The sequence below is a fragment of the Nocardia sp. BSTN01 genome (genome assembly GCF_015354405.1).
Classification (GTDB): Bacteria; Actinomycetota; Actinomycetes; order Mycobacteriales; family Mycobacteriaceae; genus Nocardia.
In genome coordinates this window covers 100,121-117,781 of sequence record NZ_JADKYP010000002.1, presented here as the reverse complement: position 1 = coordinate 117,781, position 17,661 = coordinate 100,121, and the positions used below count along the sequence as shown (strand labels likewise).

Here is a 17,661-nt window from a genome sequence, read left to right as displayed (position 1 = left end):
GCGCGGTGCATGTGTGCACACACTGCCGTTTCAGGAGGTATCCACCACCATCGCCCGCAGGTGCGGGATCGGATCCCGGCGAGGGTAAACCTGGTGCGAGCCGGTGACCTCTGATTCGCTACCGTTTGAGATGAGGGGTCAACCGGGTCGAGTGGTGAGGGTTGTGCGCGTAATGGGTGAAAGTTCGATCGCGTGGGTCGACGGCGCCGTGGTGACGATCGATCAGCGCGCGCTGCCGCACGAGGTGCGCACGCTGCGGCTGGCGACGGTGGATCAGGTGATCGACGCGATCGCCACCCTGGCCGTGCGCGGCGCCCCCGCGATCGGCGTGACCGGGGCCTTCGGGGTCGCGCTGGCCGCGCTCGCCCATCCCGGCGAACCCGCGCGGGTCCAGGCCGAGGCCGCACGTATCGAGGCCGCCCGGCCCACCGCGGTGAATCTGTCCTGGGGCGTGCGGCGAGCCCTGGCGAAATTCGCCGACGGCGGTGCGCCGGGGGTGCTGGCCGAGGCACAGGCACTGCTCGCCGAGGACGGCCGGGTCAACCGGGCCGCCGCCGAACACGCGGCCGACCTGGTTCAGCGGCTGTGTCCGGGGCGTCCGTTGCGGATGCTCACCCACTGCAATACCGGCCGCTTGGCCACCACCGCCTTCGGCACGGCGATCGGGGCACTGCGAGTCCTGCACGCCCGCGGTGTCGTCGACAGCGTCCTGGTCGACGAAACCCGCCCGCTGCTGCAGGGTGCGCGCCTGACGACGTGGGAACTGGCCGAGGCCGGCATTCCGCATCGGCTCACCGTCGACTCCGCCGCCGCCTGGGCGATGGCGACCGGGCAGGTGGACTGCGTGATCGTCGGCGCGGACCGCATCACCGCCGACGGTTCGGTGGCCAACAAGATCGGCACGTACGGACTGGCATTGGCCGCCCGCCACCACGGCATCCCGTTCATCGTGGTGGCACCCGAATCCACGCGCGATGCGGCGACCGCCTCCGGCGCCGATATCGTCGTCGAACAGCGCGGGTCGGCCGAGATCACTCACTTCGGCGACTATGCGGCCGCCCCGGAGGGCACGGCGGTCTTCAACCCGGCCTTCGATGTCACACCGCCGGAACTGGTGACGGCCGTGGTGACCGAGAACGGGTTGGTCGACGAGGCGAATCCGCTTGCGGCGACGGCGATCTCCGTCGCCGATCCGCTCGCCGATGCCGGCGCGCAGGACCCCACCGACTCTCCGGACGCCGCCGCGATCGCAGGTCTGGCCCGAGACCTCTACGGTCGCGGCTGGATGCCGGGGACCGCCGGCAACATCTCCGTGCGTGACGGCGGACCGACCGCGGTGGTCACCGGCAGCGGTCTGTCCAAAGGCGAGCTGACCGCCGCCGATATGGTCCGGGTGCGGATCGAGAACTCCGAACCCGTTGCCGGAGACCGCCGGCCCTCCGCGGAGACCGCGATCCACACCGCGATCTACCGCACCACCGAGGCCGCGGCGGTGGTGCACGTGCATTCACCGCGGGCCACCGCAACCTCCGTCGGCGCCCCGAATCCGCTGCGGTTCACCGGTTTCGAATTGATCAAGGGTCTGCGCTCCGGCGATACCATCGACATTCCGGTCTTTCCCAATCACGCCGATGTGTCGCTGATCGGCGCGGAGATCGAACAGTATCTGCGCGCGCATCCGGCGGCCCCGCCGGTGCTGTTCATCGCCGGGCACGGCATCACCGCCTGGGGCGCCGACCTGGCTCAGGCCCGCGACCGTGCGGAATGCCTGGAGGCTCTGTGCGAACTGGTGTCGCTCACCGGACGCCGCGACATCGCCACCGACCACATTCTCGAGGAGCAACCGCAGTGACCCTGTTGCATATCGCGGCCGATACCGATCCGGCCGACGTGCGCCTGCACACCACCGATCCGGAGCGCATCGCGGCCGAACTGGCCACGCGCGGCATCGAATTCGACCGCTGGCCCGCCGAGGCCGTGACCGCGGACATCGCGTCCGAGGAGATCCTCGGCCGATACCGGGACCGGATCGGCGATCTCAACGCCGACGGCCGTTACCGGCATATCGATCTGGCGCGGCTGCATCCGGACGACAGCGATCCGCACTGGCCCGAGCAGGCGAGCGCGGCGCGGCAGAAGTTCCTGTCCGAACACCGCCACGCCGAGGACGAGGTGCGCTTCTTCGTCTCCGGGCGCGGCTGCTTCTACCTGCACCTGGAACCGGAGGTGGTCGCGGTGGTGTGCGAAGGCGGCGATCTGGTGTCGGTGCCCGCGGGGACGCGGCACTGGTTCGACATGGGCACCCGCCCGGACTTCGTGGCGATCCGGTTCTTCGAAGAGGCCGACGGCTGGATCGGCGATTTCACCGGCGATCCCATCGCGCAGGGCTTTCCGACGCTGGACGAGCTCGTCGCCGCATGAGCGAGCGACAGCGAGCGAGCGAGGCCCTGGCGATCCTCGCGGTCGTCGTGGATATCGAGGGCACCACCAGCCCCACCAGCTCGGTCCGCGAAGATCTCTACGGCTACACCCGCCGACGGCTGCCGCAGTGGCTGGCCGACGAGTCCGACGGCGCCGCCGAGACCGTGATCGAGCAGACGCGCGAACTGGCCGGGCGGCCCGACGCCGATCTCGACGAGATCGCCGAGATCTTGCGTGGCTGGCTGGATTCCGACGTCAAGGCGACACCGCTGAAGACCGCGCAGGGCGTCATCTGCGCTCAGGGATTCCGCGAGGGCGCTCTGTTCGGCGAATTCTTCCCCGACGCGCCCGCGGCGCTGCGTGCCTGGCACGCCGCCGGACTCACCCTGTGGGTGTATTCGTCGGGTTCGGTTCGCAATCAACAGGATTGGTTCGCCCACGCGCGCGCAGGCGAGCTGGCATCGCTGATCGGGGGCTGGTTCGACCTGGTCAATGCCGGTCCCAAGCGCGAGGAGCAGTCGTATCGCCGCATCGCGGCTCAGATCGGCGTGCCGGCGGGCGAGATCCTGTTCCTGTCCGACCATCCCGACGAACTGGACGCCGCGGTGGCCGCGGGCTGGCAGGCCATCGGCGTCACCCGCGCCGGTGAGCCGAATTCGCCGCGACCGCCGCACCGCTGGATCGGCAGCTTCGCCGAGCTGGATCCGGTCGCGGCGGCCCGCTGAGCGGCCGCGCCGGATCCTCTGCTCAGAACATCGGCGGTCAGGCGACCGAGCTGGTGGCGCGGGCGATGAGATGTTCGACCAGCGTCATCAGCACCGTCTTGCAGGAGCTGCGGTCGCGCGCATCGCAGAGCACCACCGGGATGTGGGCGTCGAGGTCGAGCGCGTCGCGCACTTCCTCGGTGGTGTAGACCGGGGCGTTGTCGAAGCAGTTCACCGCGACCGCGAACGAGAGTCCGCGCCGTTCGAAGAAGTCGATGGCGGCGAAGGAGTTCTCCAGCCGGCGGGTGTCGGCGATGACCACCGCTCCGAGGGCACCGCGCGCCAATTCGTCCCACAGGAACCAGAATCTGTCCTGGCCGGGCGTGCCGAACAGGTACAGCACCAGGTTCTGGTCGATGGTGATGCGACCGAAGTCCAGCGCCACGGTGGTGGTGGTCTTGCCCTCCACGCCCGACAGATCGTCGATGCCGGTGGACAATTCGGTGATCAGTTCCTCGGTACGCAGCGGCGTGATCTCGCTGATCGAGGACACCATCGTGGTCTTCCCGACGCCGAAACCGCCGGCTACGAGGATTTTGACCGAGGCAGCCAGGTCGGCCGAGGACGAAATATCAGGCACGGTGTTCTACAGCTTTCGGATTCCATCGAGTACTGCTCGCAAAATGTTCAGTTCGCCGGTCCCGCCGGTATCGGTGTCGGTCCGGGCGGGGGCCCGGAAGTTCAGCAGACCCTCGCCGATCAGATCACCGACGAGGATCTTGGTCACCGCCAACGGTAGCTTGAGTCTCGCCGAGACTTCGGCTACCGATTGCGGGGTCCGGCACAGCCGAACGATTTCCGCGTATTCGGGTTCGACACGCCGCAGCGGCGGACCCGGTGACACGGTCACCACCAGGGTGAGCATGTCCAGATCGTGTCCCGCCCCCATCGTGCGGCCCCGAGTTACGGCGTACGGACGGACCAGGGGACCGGCCGCATCGTCGAACCACGGTTGACCGAAGCGCGTCATGACAATCTATGCTCCACGTGCTCGGCCAGACCGTTACGCGGATCGGTGGACAGGTAACCGCCGACTCGCTGCACGGTCAGGTTCATTTCGTAGGCCACCATACCCAGATTCGCGTTCTCGTTGGCCTGCAATGCGATACATGCGTTGTCACCGGCCGCGGTGACGAACAATACCGCACGGTCGAGTTCGATCACCGCCTGGCGCACGCCACCACCGTCGAATCGGTTTCCGGCGCTGCGCGCCAGCCCGTAGAGGGTGGCCGACATGGCGCCGAAGTGTTCGGCGTCCTCGCGGCTCATCGATGTGGAGCGGCCCAGCAGCAGCCCGTCGGTGGAATGCACCACCGCGTAGCGCACCCCGGCCAGGCGATCGACCAGATCGTCGAGCAGCCAGTTCAGATCACCTGCGTTGGAAGAAGTCACCTTCGCCTTCCTGTTCGTCCGGGGTGTGGCCGGGCTGCGATCGCCGCCCCTGCCTGGTTCCGTTCTCGATGGCGGACATCAGGTCTCGTGCCTGTTCCGCCGAGCGCGGCCGCTGCGGGGACGCAGCGTCGGGTTGGGGGTCGTGCGCCAATTCCGGTGCCAGACTGGCCTGTCGGCGACGGCGGGGCAACGGTGGGCGAGCATCGCTGCCAGTGTAGGACGGACGCTGCGGGCTGCGACGCGCCGGTTGGTCGGTGGGTGTCGTGGGCAGTTCGTGGCGCGGCGGCGCTTCGCGTCGCGCCGGGGTGTCGGCCCAGTTCCGCTCGTCGGTGCGCGGCGCGCTGTCGGTGCGTCGGTAATCGGACCAGGCCTGCGGTTGCGGCGAGGTCAGGGTCGCCAGCGACGTTGCCGCCGAGGTCGTCTCGGCCGCCGAGATCGCCGGCATCTCACCGGTCATCGCGGGCTCGGGACGGCGGCCGCCGAACCGTTCGGGCAGGTGGTCGGCCAGCGGCGCATCGGCGGCGACGACGGCGGTCGGCACCAGCACGATGGCGCGGATGCCGCCGTAGTCGGATTCCGACAGCCGCACCGAGATGCCGTGGCGGGCGCCCAGCTGGGCGACCACGAACAGGCCCAGACGGGAATTGGCCGACAGGGTGGCGACACCGAAATCCGGTGGGTTGCGCAGCATCTCGTTGGCGCGTTCGAGTTCGTCGGCGGGCATGCCCATACCCTGATCGCTGATCTCGATCGCCACACCCTTGCCGACCACGTTGCTGCTCACCTCGACCCGCGACTGCGGGGGAGAGAAGGAGGTGGCGTTGTCGACCAGTTCGGCGAGCAGGTGGATGAGGTCGGCGACGACGTTGCCGACGATGAACACCTGTGGCATCCGATGCGCGCGAACCCGCGCGTAGTCGAGGGTCTCACCGATCGCGCTGCGCACCAGTTCGACCAGCGGCACCGGACGTCGCCACTGCCGGCCCGGTTCGCCGCCGCCGAGGATGATCAGGTTCTCGGCGTTGCGGCGTTCGCGGGTGGCCAGGTGGTCGAGCCGGAAGAAGGTCTCGAGCAGGGCCGGATCCTCCTGGCGCTGTTCGGCTTCGTCGAGGATTTCGAGCTGGCGGTGCACCACGATCTGGCTGCGGTGCGCGATGTTGAGGAATACCGCGCGCACACCCTCGCGGGTGCGCGCCTCGGTGACGGCGGCGGAGACGGCCGCGGTGTGGGCGCGGTTGAACGCGTTGGCCACCGAACCGATCTCGTCGTGACCGAAGTCCAGCCGGGCCGCCTCGGTTTCGGCGTCGATGTTCTCGCCCTCGCTCAGGCGGCGCATCGTCTCGGGCAGGCGGACCTCGGCCAGTGCGAGGGTTTCGGTGCGCAGCCGCTTGAGCCGCCCGATCAACCGGTTGGCCAGCCACAGCGACAGCAGGAAGGCGATGATCGCGATCGCCAGCACGCCGGCACCGGCCCACAGCGAATTGGTCGCGGTGCGGTCGCCGTCGTCGACGGCGGTCTGGTTGGCGTGGTCGTTCTGGTACTGCCAGGCGGCGAGCAACTGGTCGCCGAGCTGTTCGGCCGAGGTGCGCCAGTCCGCGAAACTCATGGGGGGCGGCGGCAATTCGCCGTTCTTGTTCGGCGCGGGCGGATGGATGAGGTAGTTCTCCATCGCGGCCAGTTGCTGCCAGGCCGCGGAGGCGAGAACGGTCTTGATCTTGTCCGCCGGGGGACCGGTGAGATCGGCGGCGAGCTGGGGGAGTTCGGTGCGGTAGTAGCCGACCAGGTTGCGGTAGTCGTCGCGCATCTGCCCGGCGAGGATCTGGCCGTTGAGTTCGGCGGCGGTCAGGGCGGCGCTGCGCGACATGCCCTCCATCGCGTGCAGTGTGCGCAGACCACCGGCCAGCTGCTGGGCGACCGCCGCGTCGGGCGCGGTCGGGATGGTGAGATTGGTGCCGACGACGACGGCATCCAGAATGCGGTTGTAGATGGCGTAGGTCTCGGGAATCGGCAGCGCGCCGGCGTCGATTCCGCCGCGGATGGCCGGAAGCTGCTTCTTGAGGGTTTCGAATCCGCCGGTGTCGTCGCCCATCGGATTCGAACCGCTGGTCATCAGTTTGTTCTCGGTGGCGGCCAGGGCCTGCAGGGCGTTGTCCACTCGCGTGCGGGCCGCGCCGAGAGCGGCCGGGTCGCCGTGCTCACCGGCCAGATGCCACAGTGACAGCATCCGCTCCTGTTCCACCGCGGCGATCATCTCGCGAGTGTGCACATTGGCGTTGCCCAGGATCGATGCCCAGTCCTTGGCGTGTTGCCCCTCCCGTACCAGATAACCCGCTGTGCCCACACCGATTCCGAGCAACGTCAGGCTCGGAATCACTGCGATGGCCAGGATGCGGGTCCGGATACCGAGCCTCGCTCTCAACATCGGCACAACATAACGGGCGATGTTTCAAACTTCAGGTCTGATACCACTGAGCGAGACCCGTGTTGACTTTCGGTGTCCGATATGAGTTTGCAGTTCAGGGCGTGATTGGTGGATGTGGTGAAGGTGACGGCCACTGAACGATTGTGGCAAGTCACACGTTTGAACAGTGTTAGGTATAGCCGGGCTCGAATCCTGCTGTGAAGCAGCGCGTTCGGTCACCGGCCGGTCGGTGCGCGCCCGCGTGCGGCGAGGACGAACAGGACGACCACGGCCGCGCACTCGACCGCGACCACCGTGACGACCAGTGCCGAATACGATGTGTCGGACAGGTATCCGGTGATCGCGCCGCCGGCCGCGGTCGCGGCGCCGAGAACGGCGGCGTAGATGCCGTAGGCGGTGGCACGGCGATCGGCCGGCACCAGGTCGGCCACCACGGCGCGCAGCGTGGACTCCTGCACGCCGACCGTCGCGCCCCACAGCAGCGCTCCCGCCAGCACCGCGCCCATCCCGCCGGCGAAACCGAAGACCGGCACCAGTGCCGTCGAAACCGGCAGAACGAGGAGCGTTTTCGCACCCACGCGGTCGTACAGCCAGCCGGAGGCGAGCGCGGCCAGGGCGTCGGCGGCCATGGCCGCGGCATACACCACCGGCACCGCGGCCGTCGTGAACACCCCGGCCGCCACCATGTGCAGCGACAGCACGCCGTAAGTGGTCGCGCCGACCATCGAGACGGCGGTGAACAGACAATACAGCCAGAACTGCCGGGGCAGTGGAACTCTCGCGATTCCGGGCCGGGGCGCCGTGGCCGGTTCGTATCGCGCCGGATCGGGCACGCGAACGCGGATGCGCACCAACAACAGCAGCGTCGCGGCACCCGGTATGGCGAGCATCGTGAGGGCGGGAGTGAAATCGTCGCCGGTCGCGGCGAGAACCGCCGCGACGGTCAGCGGCCCGGCGACCGCGCCGACCTGATCGAGCGCCTCGTGGACGGCGAAGCCACGACCACGCCCGGTGACCGCCGTCGCATGCGAGAGCAACGTGTCCTTGGCCGGACTGCGCACCGCCTTGCCGACCCGTTCGGCGATCACCAAGGCGGCCGCCACCCACAGCACCCCCGCCACACCCAGCAGCGGGACGCTGACCACGGTGAGTACATAGCCCGAGATGGTCCACGCCCAGAACCGCCGCGTCCGGTCGGTGAGCGGGCCGGACACCAGACGCAGCACCAGCGCGGCCGCCTCACCCACCCCGGTCACCACACCCACGACGAATCCGGACGCCCCCAGCGACCCGAGGAGCGGCCCGGTGATCGACCGCGCGCCCTCGTACACGAAATCCGCCAGCAAGCTGACGATGCCGAACCGGACGACGAAACCCCAGGCGCTCAGCGGCGCAGGCGCGTCTCGTGCCGCCCGCCGAGTCGCCATGAACCGCCTCCGGTCGTCGCCGATCTGCCGCCGCCCCGAACGGCTCCATGATCGCATCGGAATGCGGCCGGAGCAGGCGAACGCCCGGAAGTACGGTCAGCGCGGGGCGGAGGGCAGCGAAGAATTCTGTGCGGTACCCAGATGGGTGGCCGTCCAGCTCGCGAGCAGGCTCAGCGCATCCGCGGACGGGCTGCCCGGCTCGAGGCTACCGGCCTACGCGTCGTGCGCCTTCGGGCCACACCACGTCCACCGGCACACCTCTCTCCCGCGCGAACTTCACCACAGAACCAGTTCCGCTGCGCTCGCCAGGTTGACCGTCCCACACCGCCACGAGACGATCGCATGTCCCCACCACGGCCTCATTGGCGGCCCCATAAGCTTCCGGTCCTGTGTTATCGAACGGCATCACGTTCACCACTTCTGCGCGCTCGGACAACTCATCGAACACCGGTGCGTGGTCGGGTCCAACCTTCTTCTCGCGATAGTTTCGCGACGGTATCACCACTTCCAGCCGGCCGCCCGAGTCCAAAACCGCCTGGGCAAATACGGAATCCGCGCCCCTCGCAATGCAACTGATGCCCGTCACATCATCCCAGCGAGCCAGTAGGCGGGTGATCTTTTCGTACACCAGACGCCGAGTGTCGTGAGTGATGTCCATATGTCCGGTGACCCCGATTCGAACCATGCAAGAGTTCTACACCGTGTCGATGATCAGTGGACGCACTCGATCCCTCAGCTCTGCGACGGACCGTACCCCTGCGAGCTGGTCGGTGCGGCTGTACACATTCGACAGCTTCTTCCGGACGCGATCGGACGCGGTCTGCTCTACCATGTTCAAAGCCTCGTGCCCGAGCCGTGCCGCCTCGTCCAACTCGCCTTGGAGTAGGCGCGCCTCCACAATCCCCAGTTTGTCCAGAGCTGAGCTTCGCAACCGTCCTGGCACCCTCAACTCGATTGCATGCTCGATTTCACACGCGGCCTCTGCAGCGAAACTCGAGTCGTGGCGAGCCATCTCGAGCAGCCTTCCGCCCAACGTCCCGGAAAGCTCGGCCGCATCGAAGTACCGAATCCAATACGGATCACTGTCAGCGTCGGCGCGGGCAAATGCTCCATACGCCTTATCGCATGTCCGGCGGAACGCCGACGGTCGCTCGAGTTTCCCGTAGGCCCACGCCTCGCGGGTGTAAAGCATCGCCTGCACCCTTGGCGTCACCACATCACCGAATTCGTCCTGCGCCAGCCGGATTATCTCCAGCGCATCCATCGCGCGCTGATGTTCGAGATCCTTGCGCCTGGACACTGTGCCGTAATGGTTCAGAGACAGAAGCTGCCTGGCCATGCCTGCCATCGCGTTCGCGCACAGAGCCGGATCGCCCGCAGCTTTCGCTGCCCCCACGGCCAGCATGTAGTACTCCTGGGCCGCCGTCTGCAGCCCTGAATCCCAGGACATCGTCGCTGCCGTTTCGGCAAGCAATGCCAACACACGCCGCAGTCGGCGCCGGATCTCTGCTGGATGGCTGTCTTGCAGCAGTTCGTTGACCTCGCTCAATTGGCCGATCACAGCCTTACGGCGCAACCCGCCGCCGAATTGGTCGTCCCACTCACGAAACATCTGCGCCGCGTTCTCCAGCTGCTCGACCTCTTGTAGGCCGATATTGCCGCGGCCAATGGCGGCCACCGGCTCGTCGCTTACTCGCTGTAGCCACTGTTCCAGCGGTTCGATCAGCTTCGCACCGACCACCACGCCGATCAGGGCGCGGGTTGCCTGGCGTCGGTCCAACATCAAATCTCTCCTGGTCAGTTCTGCCGTCACGGTGGCGCAATCAGTACTCCACGACGTCGGATCCCACTCGGCGACATCCATGCTCTTTCCGGCAAAGCCAAGTTCAGGGGTTGCAACCTGTTGGCGTCTCGCATAAAACTGCCCGCGTTGTTCCGGGGTAGCGCCGTCCAGCAGTGTCGTCATCAAGCCCGCGTAAAACTCGTCCAGTCGGATTGTTGTCCCTCGGTTGGCCCATTTTTTAACTGTCTGTACATGAATCCCGAGCCGGTCGGCGAATCGCTTCTGCGGAAGTCCCAAGGCCTTCCGCAACGCGGTTGCGTCGGCACCTGTCCACGTGACATGCATACCCAATCCTGGCCCCTTGGTGCTAGGTGCGTATACGACCGTGAACCCAGCGTATACCGCCATGTACCGCGTGCACCTTCTGTCGCGGAATTCCCCGAGCCACCCTTGATTTCAGCTTCCGATGCCCAATGCCTCAGCTCCACAAGGGTTCCGGCGCCGATCGAGTCCATAGCTTTGAACCGGTCGGCGGGCCGGTATCGGGAGAGTCCATCCGGCCGACACACAAACCGAAGGTTCCGATGCTGACGACATCGCTCCTGATCGGCGGTCTCGCCGCCGTACTGATAGGGCTGGCCGCTGCTGCCTACCTCATGCCGGCACGACCGCGTCCCATCACATCCGCCCGCGACAACCCGCGGGGTCCGGAGTCTCCACACCACGCACCGCTGATGCTGTTCACCGAGGCCCAAGCGCATCGGGAGATGCAACTCCACCGCGAGTGCCGCCGTGGTGATTGTGCACGCAAGGACGCGGCTTGGATGGTCCTCGTCGACGCGGGCCGCATCCATCCGCGTGTGCCCGTCATCGGAGGCATCCGGTGAGCCCGAGTGCCGCGCACCAGCGCCGGCAGTCGGTCCTTCACCGGTTCTGCGAAGACTGCCTCGCCCCGATCGACAGTCTGGAAGAGGCTCGTCGGGTTCTGACCGTTCATGCCGGTCATGGGACGCAATGCCCGCAGTACCTGGCCGCCCTGTCGTGGGCATCGGAGGTGACGGCGTGAACGCCACCACCGACGACGACTGGTGTGACTGGTGCGCGCTCGAGATCCCAGGCGCACCGCTTCGCGTGGACGGTCGCGTCTTCTGCACCCCAATGTGTCTCGGCGCATACCGCAATGGTTCCGACTCGTCCTCCGTGATCGACATGCCGCAGCGTCGCAGCCCGGGTGCCAGCTCCGAAACTGCTGACAGTTTGGCACGGTTGGAGGCCGAGGGGCCGTCGCGATGACCGAGCAACTTCCACGCCGCAAGCCCGGTGAATCCGGGTTCCTTCGCTACCCCACCACGCTGGCGTCCGCAGCGCTGCTGATCCGCGTCGCACAAGGGCTGGATGAATGGAGCGAAGGCGACCGCCACGAATCCCGGCCGCAGGAGCCGTAGCTCCGCCGAGAGATTCCCTTGCACATTCTCAGTTCAGGAAGAGCCGATGACTACAGTGAATACGTTTGCCCATCAACAGAAATCGGATGCTGTCTACCTCGACATCGCCGCGAACGATCACGGCGACGAGAAAGGCGCACTCGTCCACCATGCCCTCACACGTCTGCAGACGGCCGATCCTGACCTGGTCGAAATCGGACCTGGTGGAGGCGCGGCCGTGCGATACCTCGCCTCGAGACTCACCGCCGCCAGTCAGGTACGGCTCACGTTGATCGAGGCCCCTGGAGTGATATCGCATTCGCTGGGAGAGGCTATGGAAGCGTTCGCGGCTGTCGGCACCTGTCATCTTGTCCAAGGCTGGGCAAAGGACCTTTCTACACTGATCACCGACTCTGTAGATGTGATCAGCGCCTCGGCGCTCATGCACGAGGTGTATTCCTATGGGGGTGCGTACACGGGGCTTCACACGATGATGCGGGTGCTGCCGACCGTGATCCGGCACTACGGATTCTTCGTCTACCGTGACGTTTACGCCGTCGACGCGCCGACCCTGCACGAACGCGTCGTGCATTGCTACAGCTCGCAATCCTGGCTGCAGTTCCTGCGGATGTTCGTACCTCACTACCTCGCCGAAGGCGCGCATCCCTACCATCACCACGACGACGAGGTCGTCGCGCGACAGAACTCGCGGATAGTGCCCGTCGCCGACCTCGATACCCACGTCTGCGCTGTCATCGAGGCACCGGTCGGGGTGTTCCGGGAGGCGCAGCGCCACTACATCACCCTGCGCGACCATGTCTGGAGGTCCGGGATACTCGGGTTCAAGCCGATACTGGACGGCGAGCTGTCGATGGACTGGGTTGATTTCCGTTCCGGTCACAAGCGCGTTCACTACACCCTCACCGACTCGGAAATGGTCTCACCGCATCCGGACGCGCTGCTCGCGGTCAGTGAACGGTACAGCGATCATTACGTGATCGACGGCGACATCTTCGATGCGGTCACCGACGCCGCTCTCATGGCATTCCTCTGCGGTGCCGAACTCGCCGACCCCCGATGCGAACCGACATGGCGCGGATGGCTGGCACGCGAAGGCCACGAGACCTATGCGTACCTGACCGCAGACGACCTACTCACCGCGTTCGCCGTGAACTCGCTGGAAGGTCGGCCGGATCAAGACACGGTGTTGATACCGGTCTCCGTCGAGGACGTGTTCACGCGAGATCGCCTCTACTACAATCGTTTTCTCGCCAAGCGGCTTGCGAACCCGCTGGTCGACGCGAAACAGCTGATCTTGTTTCAAAACATCCCGACGCACGACACCCACACCATGCAACGAGCGCTGGCCACGCTGCAACAGCTGTGCTCCAAGTCCAACGTCGCCCGGCTGCACACTGCCATCCATTGGAAAGGCTGAACCCCAATGCATTTGATCGAGGTCGAGCGCAAACGCGCCCTCACCGACGCTCCTTCCCTGCGCGACCGGCTCATCGCGCTGGGCTACCGCGAGAATGCCCGAGTCACCGAGACCGACATCTACTACAGCAGGCCCGATGTGGATTACATGCAGACCGTCGAATGCCTTCGAGTACGCCGCCGTGGCGACTTCTGCGAAATCACCTACAAACCGCCGTCGGATCCCGGCACTCACGGCGCGAGCCACATCATCGCCAAACATGAAATCAGTGTCGCTCTTGCAGGAATCGCGGACAGCGAGGCGGCACGTGCACTGCTCGAGGCTGTCGGGATGCGAGAACTCGCGGTTGTGGAGAAGAATCGGTACGTATTCCGTCACCCCGATCGTGAGGACACAGTGGTCGCTCTCGACAGTGTCACCGGCGCAGGCGAATTCGTCGAAACCGAAGTCTGCGCGAGCGACCCGCACGACGCAGCCACTCACCTAGAACAGGTCGAGCTCGAGCTGAGCATCGATACATTGCCCGTTGTCACGCTGCCATACCGCGACCTGGTGATGATGGCTGCGCGATGACGGTTGACCGGACCATCTCCCCACGGCCGGCCCATCGCTGTCGTTCGCATTGCCAGCGCGCCAGCGGGAAGATCACCCCGATGAGCGGCGAGGAAGCACCTGCACGGTGGACCCGCCCCGGTGCGGCGCTTCCTGCCCGAACCGACCGGCTGATCTAGGACCGCACCATCGCCCCAGGCAAGGTCTTCGACCTCACGCTTCCGCTCGGCGACGCCGCCAAGGGCTACCGGGCCATGGACGAACGCCGCGCTGCCCCTGTGAGCCGCCGGGCTCGAGGACGTCGCACAATATCCGTCCCAGGGCGGAGATATGCCTGCGCGGTGCGCGGTAGATTATGTGTATCGGAGGGTTACATTACTCACAAGTAGGAGGCGACGATGCCCGTGCCGGAAGCTGCGGTGTTCGAGCGTCTGCGGGCGTTCGCGTCCGTCGACGGTTCCCGTGAGCACGCGAACAAGACCATCGCCGAGACGTTCACCGGGCGGCCGCTGGGCGAGGTGCCGGTGGGGACCGCCGACGATGTGAGCGCCGCGTTCACCCGCGCCCGCGCCGCCCAGTCGGACTGGGCGAAACGCACGCCGAAGGAGCGGGCGGCGGTGCTGGAACGTTTCCGCGAACTGATCATCAGCGAACGGGACTACCTGATGGACGTCATCCAGGCCGAGACCGGTAAGGCTCGGTGGGCGGCGCAGGAAGAGATCCTGGGCATGATGTTCGCGGTCCGCTACTTCTCGCGCGTGGCGCCGAAGCTGCTGGCGCCGCATTCGGTGCCCGGAGCGTTCCCGGTGCTGAACCGCGCGCAGGTGCGCACCCAGCCCAAGGGCGTGGTCGGCGTCATCGCGCCGTGGAACTATCCGATGGTGCTGTCGATCGGCGATGCGATTCCGGCGCTGCTGGCCGGCAACGCGGTCGTCGTCAAACCCGACAGCCAGACCCCGTTCTCGTCGCTGGCGAGCGTGGAATTGCTGCTGCGCGCGGGTCTGCCCCGCGACGTGCTGCAGGTGATTCCGGGCCCGGGCGGCGTGGTCGGCACCGCGATCGTCGACCAGTGCGACTACCTGATGTTCACCGGCTCCTCGGCCACCGGGCGCGAACTGGCCCAGCAGTGCGGTAAGCGGCTGATCGGATTCTCGGCCGAACTCGGCGGTAAGAATCCGATGATCGTGGCTCGCGGGGCGAATCTGGACAAGGTCGCCAAGGCCGCGGTGCGCGCGTGCTTCTCCAACGCCGGTCAGCTGTGTATCTCGATCGAGCGGATCTATGTCGAGCAGTCGATCGCGGCGGAATTCAGCGAGAAGTTCGTGAAGGCGGTCGGGGCCGCGAAACTCGGTGCGGCCTACGACTTCTCGACCGATATCGGCAGCCTGATCTCACCGGCGCAACTCGAGACGGTCACCAAGCACGTCGCCGACGCCACGTCCAAGGGCGCCGACATTCTCGCCGGCGGCAATGCCCGGCCCGACCTGGGTCCGCTGTTCTTCGAGCCGACTGTCCTGAGCGAGGTCACCGACGAGATGGAATGCGGCCGCAACGAAACCTTCGGCCCGCTGGTCTCGATCTATCCGGTCGCCGACGTGGAGGAGGCGATCGCCCGCGCCAACGACACCGAATACGGGCTCAACGCCAGTGTGTGGGCGAGCAGTGCGTCCGAGGGCCAGGCCATCGCGGCCCGGTTGCGCACCGGAACCGTCTGTGTCGACGAGGGTTACGCACCGGCGTGGGGGAGCACCGGCGCCCCGATGGGCGGTATGGGGATCTCCGGAGTCGGTCGCCGCCACGGTCCCGACGGACTGCTGAAGTTCACCGAACCGCAGACGGTGGTCGTCACTCGCGGAATGAATCTGGATGCGCCGCTGGGCATTCCGCAGTCGAAGTGGCAGGCGTTGCTGATGTTGCTGGCGCGCAGCTTCCGCTTCCTGCCCGGACGCTGAGCTGGACGGGTCGGTCACCGGGCAGCGGTGACCGACCCGCGCGCCTCACTGATTGAAGAAGATTCCGGTCAGATTCGCGTTCTTGATCGGAGTATCGGCGTTGCGCTGGTTGGCGCACAGGAAGTCGACCGCCGCCATGGTGGCGTCGACCTGGGTGCCGGCGGGTTCGTGATCGTTGTTCGTCTGCTGTTTCACGAATTTGGTGATCGTGACCCGCTTGGTGTCGGCGTCCTGTTTGACATAGTCGCTGCATGGGGTGTCGCCACCCTTGTTGATCGCGCGCTGCACGTCCGAGCATCCACTCAGCAGGCCCGCGGTCACCGTGGCCGCTGCGATGGTGCCGAACAGCGCGGCGATGCTGCGATGGGCCCTGGATGTCATCTGTTCTCCTCGTCGAGGCCGCGTGCCGGGCCGATCCCGGCAATTCGACCGCAAGCCTAAGCGTTCACCGGCCGAATACCCCGTCGTATCCGGCCGAATCGGGCGGACCGCTACCCTACGGCGGTGCAGCTGTCTCGAACGGCCGATGCGGTGTCGTCGGTAACCGATAGATTGACGACGATATCTCCGCAGCCGCCGGTCTGGGTGGTGCTGGCGACGGCTGCGGTGGCGGTGGCGGTGGTGCTCTATCGGCCGGTGTGGCGAGTGCTGCGGACATGTGTGACGATCGCCCACGAGATCGGCCACGCGGTGGTCGCGGTCTGCACGGGCCGCACCCTGAGCGGTATCCGGCTGCATTCGGACACCTCGGGTGTGACCGTATCCCGTGGCAAGCCACGCGGTTTCGGGATGGTGCTGACCACCCTGGCCGGCTATCCGGCTCCCTCGGCGGTCGGGCTCGGGTTCGCGATCCTGCTCGGCACCGGACGCCAGACGATGATGCTGTGGATTCTCATCGCGGCGCTGGTGGTGCTGATCGTGGTGATCCGCAACCTGTTCGGCTTTCTCGCCGTGATCTGCGCGGGCGGCGCCGCCTTCGCTGTGTCCTGGTACGGGACGGCGGTGTGGCAGGGCGTCTTCGGTTATGTGGTGACCTGGTTCCTGCTGTTCGGCGGGGTGCGCGCGGTGATCGAACTGTGGCAGGTGTCGGTGCGCGGCGACGGGTCCGATGCCGACCAGCTGGCGTGGCTCACCCGCATTCCGGCGCGGCTGTGGGTCGTCGTGTTCGGCCTGCTCACCCTCGCGGCACTGGTGCTGGGCGCGGGACAGCTGCTCGGGCTTCAGCCGTCCTGAGCCTGCGCACGCCACCGCCGGGCCGCATCCGGATCACCCCGGCGCTCGAGCACTTCCGCGAGACCGGCCATCGCGCGTGAATCACCCTGTTCGGCCGCCAGGCGCCACCAGCGTTGCGCCTCGTCGAATTCCCTTGTCCGATAACCGAGTACGCCCAGATCGTAGGCCGCTCCGGTATGTCCGAGATCGGCCGCCTGCCGCCACATCCGCCGGGCCTGGTCGACATCGCCGCGAGTGTGCGCCTCCACTCCGAGGTGGTAGAGCGCGGAGCGGAAGCGGTCCTGCTCACCGCCGGCGTCGACGGTGACGGTCATCGCGACCACCAATTCATCGAAATCGGGTTTCCCGACTCCTGTACTGCAGCGCAGCAGCATCGATCCACCCGCGGCGCGTTCGATGACGAGTCCGTAGTTGCCCGTCCAGGATTCGACCGCGCCCGCGGCCGTCATCCACACCGGGGTGAGGGTGTACGCGGCGGCCGGGCCGGTTCCCGACAGATGGAGATCGGCTCCCTCGGCGAGGGCATCGCTCCACACATCGACGCCCGGCAACCGCTGCTCGCGCAACGTCACATATCCGTCGATCACCGATACCCCGATGCCCAGTCCGAGCAATCCCGGCGGCGGTGCCGCGGCGTGCAACACCAACCGCACCACCGTCGTTTCGGCGCCCAGGCGCTGCGAGTACATCGGGTGCACCGTGACACCACGCCAGCCGACCGGCTCGTTGCCCGGATATCGCTCGGCCAGGGGACGATTCGCCTCACCGGTATCGGCCATCGCGCCGCCTTTCGCCGTAGCTGTAGGGGGAATCGATGCATTGCCGCGCACACCGTAGTCCCTGCGACCGGAAA

Annotated in this window: 19 protein-coding genes and 1 pseudogene; 11 read left to right on the top strand and 9 right to left on the bottom strand. The window is 66.7% G+C overall.

Annotated features, from left to right (window positions below; all coding sequences use genetic code 11):
* Nucleotides 1–172 precede the first annotated feature (172 nt).
* The 3 genes from mtnA to mtnC are packed head-to-tail and all read left to right on the top strand — an operon-like array spanning nucleotide 173 to nucleotide 3,146.
* Nucleotides 173–1,852: an S-methyl-5-thioribose-1-phosphate isomerase gene (gene mtnA / locus IRT45_RS02180; protein ID WP_194804184.1), complete on the top strand. Its 1,680-nt coding sequence runs from the start codon at nucleotides 173–175 to the stop codon at nucleotides 1,850–1,852.
* Nucleotides 1,849–2,421: an acireductone dioxygenase gene (locus tag IRT45_RS02175; protein WP_194804183.1), complete on the top strand. Its 573-nt coding sequence runs from the start codon at nucleotides 1,849–1,851 to the stop codon at nucleotides 2,419–2,421. The genes mtnA and IRT45_RS02175 overlap by 4 nt, the downstream gene beginning before the upstream one ends.
* On the top strand, nucleotides 2,418–3,146 hold the full coding sequence (gene mtnC, locus IRT45_RS02170) for an acireductone synthase (protein WP_194804182.1): 729 nt from the start codon (nucleotides 2,418–2,420) through the stop codon (nucleotides 3,144–3,146). The genes IRT45_RS02175 and mtnC overlap by 4 nt, the downstream gene beginning before the upstream one ends.
* 37 nt (nucleotides 3,147–3,183) lie before the next feature.
* Here mtnC and IRT45_RS02165 read toward each other — a convergent pair whose 3' ends face one another.
* The 7 genes from IRT45_RS02165 to IRT45_RS02135 form a co-directional block, all read right to left on the bottom strand.
* A complete protein-coding gene (locus IRT45_RS02165) occupies nucleotides 3,184–3,765 on the bottom strand; it encodes an ATP/GTP-binding protein (protein ID WP_030514367.1) in 582 nt (193 codons plus the stop codon).
* A gap of 6 nt (nucleotides 3,766–3,771) precedes the next feature.
* A complete protein-coding gene (locus IRT45_RS02160; RefSeq protein ID WP_030514366.1) occupies nucleotides 3,772–4,155 on the bottom strand; it encodes a DUF742 domain-containing protein in 384 nt (127 codons plus the stop codon).
* Nucleotides 4,152–4,577 (bottom strand): roadblock/LC7 domain-containing protein, encoded by a 426-nt coding sequence (locus tag IRT45_RS02155; RefSeq protein WP_030514365.1) that lies wholly within the window; start codon nucleotides 4,575–4,577, stop codon nucleotides 4,152–4,154. The genes IRT45_RS02160 and IRT45_RS02155 overlap by 4 nt, the downstream gene beginning before the upstream one ends.
* Nucleotides 4,555–6,999, bottom strand: coding sequence for a sensor histidine kinase (locus IRT45_RS02150; RefSeq protein ID WP_194804181.1), 2,445 nt, complete (start codon nucleotides 6,997–6,999; stop codon nucleotides 4,555–4,557). The genes IRT45_RS02155 and IRT45_RS02150 overlap by 23 nt, the downstream gene beginning before the upstream one ends.
* A gap of 215 nt (nucleotides 7,000–7,214) precedes the next feature.
* Entirely contained in the window at nucleotides 7,215–8,426 is a 1,212-nt protein-coding gene (locus IRT45_RS02145) for an MFS transporter (protein ID WP_194804180.1), read from the bottom strand.
* A gap of 205 nt (nucleotides 8,427–8,631) precedes the next feature.
* Nucleotides 8,632–9,111 (bottom strand): hypothetical protein, encoded by a 480-nt coding sequence (locus IRT45_RS02140; protein WP_194804179.1) that lies wholly within the window; start codon nucleotides 9,109–9,111, stop codon nucleotides 8,632–8,634.
* Nucleotides 9,112–9,120: 9 nt separating this feature from the next.
* Nucleotides 9,121–10,554 carry a DNA-binding transcriptional regulator gene (locus IRT45_RS02135; RefSeq protein ID WP_194804178.1) on the bottom strand — a complete coding sequence of 478 codons (1,434 nt, stop codon included), beginning with the start codon at nucleotides 10,552–10,554 and terminating at the stop codon, nucleotides 9,121–9,123.
* A 239-nt stretch (nucleotides 10,555–10,793) separates the two neighbouring features.
* Here IRT45_RS02135 and IRT45_RS02130 point away from each other — a divergent pair, with 239 nt between their 5' ends.
* The 7 genes and pseudogenes from IRT45_RS02130 to IRT45_RS02105 all read left to right on the top strand — a co-directional run bounded on the left by IRT45_RS02130 (nucleotide 10,794) and on the right by IRT45_RS02105 (nucleotide 15,575).
* Nucleotides 10,794–11,096 carry a hypothetical protein gene (locus IRT45_RS02130; RefSeq protein WP_194804432.1) on the top strand — a complete coding sequence of 101 codons (303 nt, stop codon included), beginning with the start codon at nucleotides 10,794–10,796 and terminating at the stop codon, nucleotides 11,094–11,096.
* Between the two features lie 175 nt (nucleotides 11,097–11,271).
* On the top strand, nucleotides 11,272–11,502 hold the full coding sequence (locus IRT45_RS02125) for a hypothetical protein (protein ID WP_194804177.1): 231 nt from the start codon (nucleotides 11,272–11,274) through the stop codon (nucleotides 11,500–11,502).
* Nucleotides 11,499–11,654 (top strand): hypothetical protein, encoded by a 156-nt coding sequence (locus IRT45_RS02120; protein WP_194804176.1) that lies wholly within the window; start codon nucleotides 11,499–11,501, stop codon nucleotides 11,652–11,654. The genes IRT45_RS02125 and IRT45_RS02120 overlap by 4 nt, the downstream gene beginning before the upstream one ends.
* Nucleotides 11,655–11,700: 46 nt before the next feature.
* Nucleotides 11,701–13,071 (top strand): hypothetical protein, encoded by a 1,371-nt coding sequence (locus IRT45_RS02115; protein ID WP_194804175.1) that lies wholly within the window; start codon nucleotides 11,701–11,703, stop codon nucleotides 13,069–13,071.
* 6 nt (nucleotides 13,072–13,077) lie between these two features.
* Nucleotides 13,078–13,644 carry a class IV adenylate cyclase gene (cyaB, locus tag IRT45_RS02110; protein ID WP_194804174.1) on the top strand — a complete coding sequence of 189 codons (567 nt, stop codon included), beginning with the start codon at nucleotides 13,078–13,080 and terminating at the stop codon, nucleotides 13,642–13,644.
* A gap of 96 nt (nucleotides 13,645–13,740) precedes the next feature.
* A pseudogene (locus tag IRT45_RS36600) lies at nucleotides 13,741–13,895 on the top strand (IMP dehydrogenase); the annotation flags it as partial.
* A gap of 126 nt (nucleotides 13,896–14,021) precedes the next feature.
* Nucleotides 14,022–15,575, top strand: a complete 1,554-nt coding sequence (locus tag IRT45_RS02105; protein WP_194804173.1) for a succinic semialdehyde dehydrogenase — start codon at nucleotides 14,022–14,024, stop codon at nucleotides 15,573–15,575.
* Between the two features lie 45 nt (nucleotides 15,576–15,620).
* Here IRT45_RS02105 and IRT45_RS02100 read toward each other — a convergent pair whose 3' ends face one another.
* Nucleotides 15,621–15,956: a hypothetical protein gene (locus tag IRT45_RS02100; RefSeq protein WP_228533360.1), complete on the bottom strand. Its 336-nt coding sequence runs from the start codon at nucleotides 15,954–15,956 to the stop codon at nucleotides 15,621–15,623.
* A gap of 123 nt (nucleotides 15,957–16,079) precedes the next feature.
* On the opposite strand from IRT45_RS02100, the gene IRT45_RS02095 reads away from it, so the two are divergent.
* Nucleotides 16,080–16,808 carry a M50 family metallopeptidase gene (locus IRT45_RS02095; RefSeq protein WP_309240764.1) on the top strand — a complete coding sequence of 243 codons (729 nt, stop codon included), beginning with the start codon at nucleotides 16,080–16,082 and terminating at the stop codon, nucleotides 16,806–16,808.
* On the opposite strand, the gene IRT45_RS02090 is transcribed toward IRT45_RS02095, so the two are convergent.
* On the bottom strand, nucleotides 16,796–17,587 hold the full coding sequence (locus tag IRT45_RS02090; RefSeq protein WP_194804172.1) for a tetratricopeptide repeat protein: 792 nt from the start codon (nucleotides 17,585–17,587) through the stop codon (nucleotides 16,796–16,798). The two genes, IRT45_RS02095 and IRT45_RS02090, sit on opposite strands and share 13 nt — an antisense overlap.
* Nucleotides 17,588–17,661 lie beyond the last annotated feature (74 nt).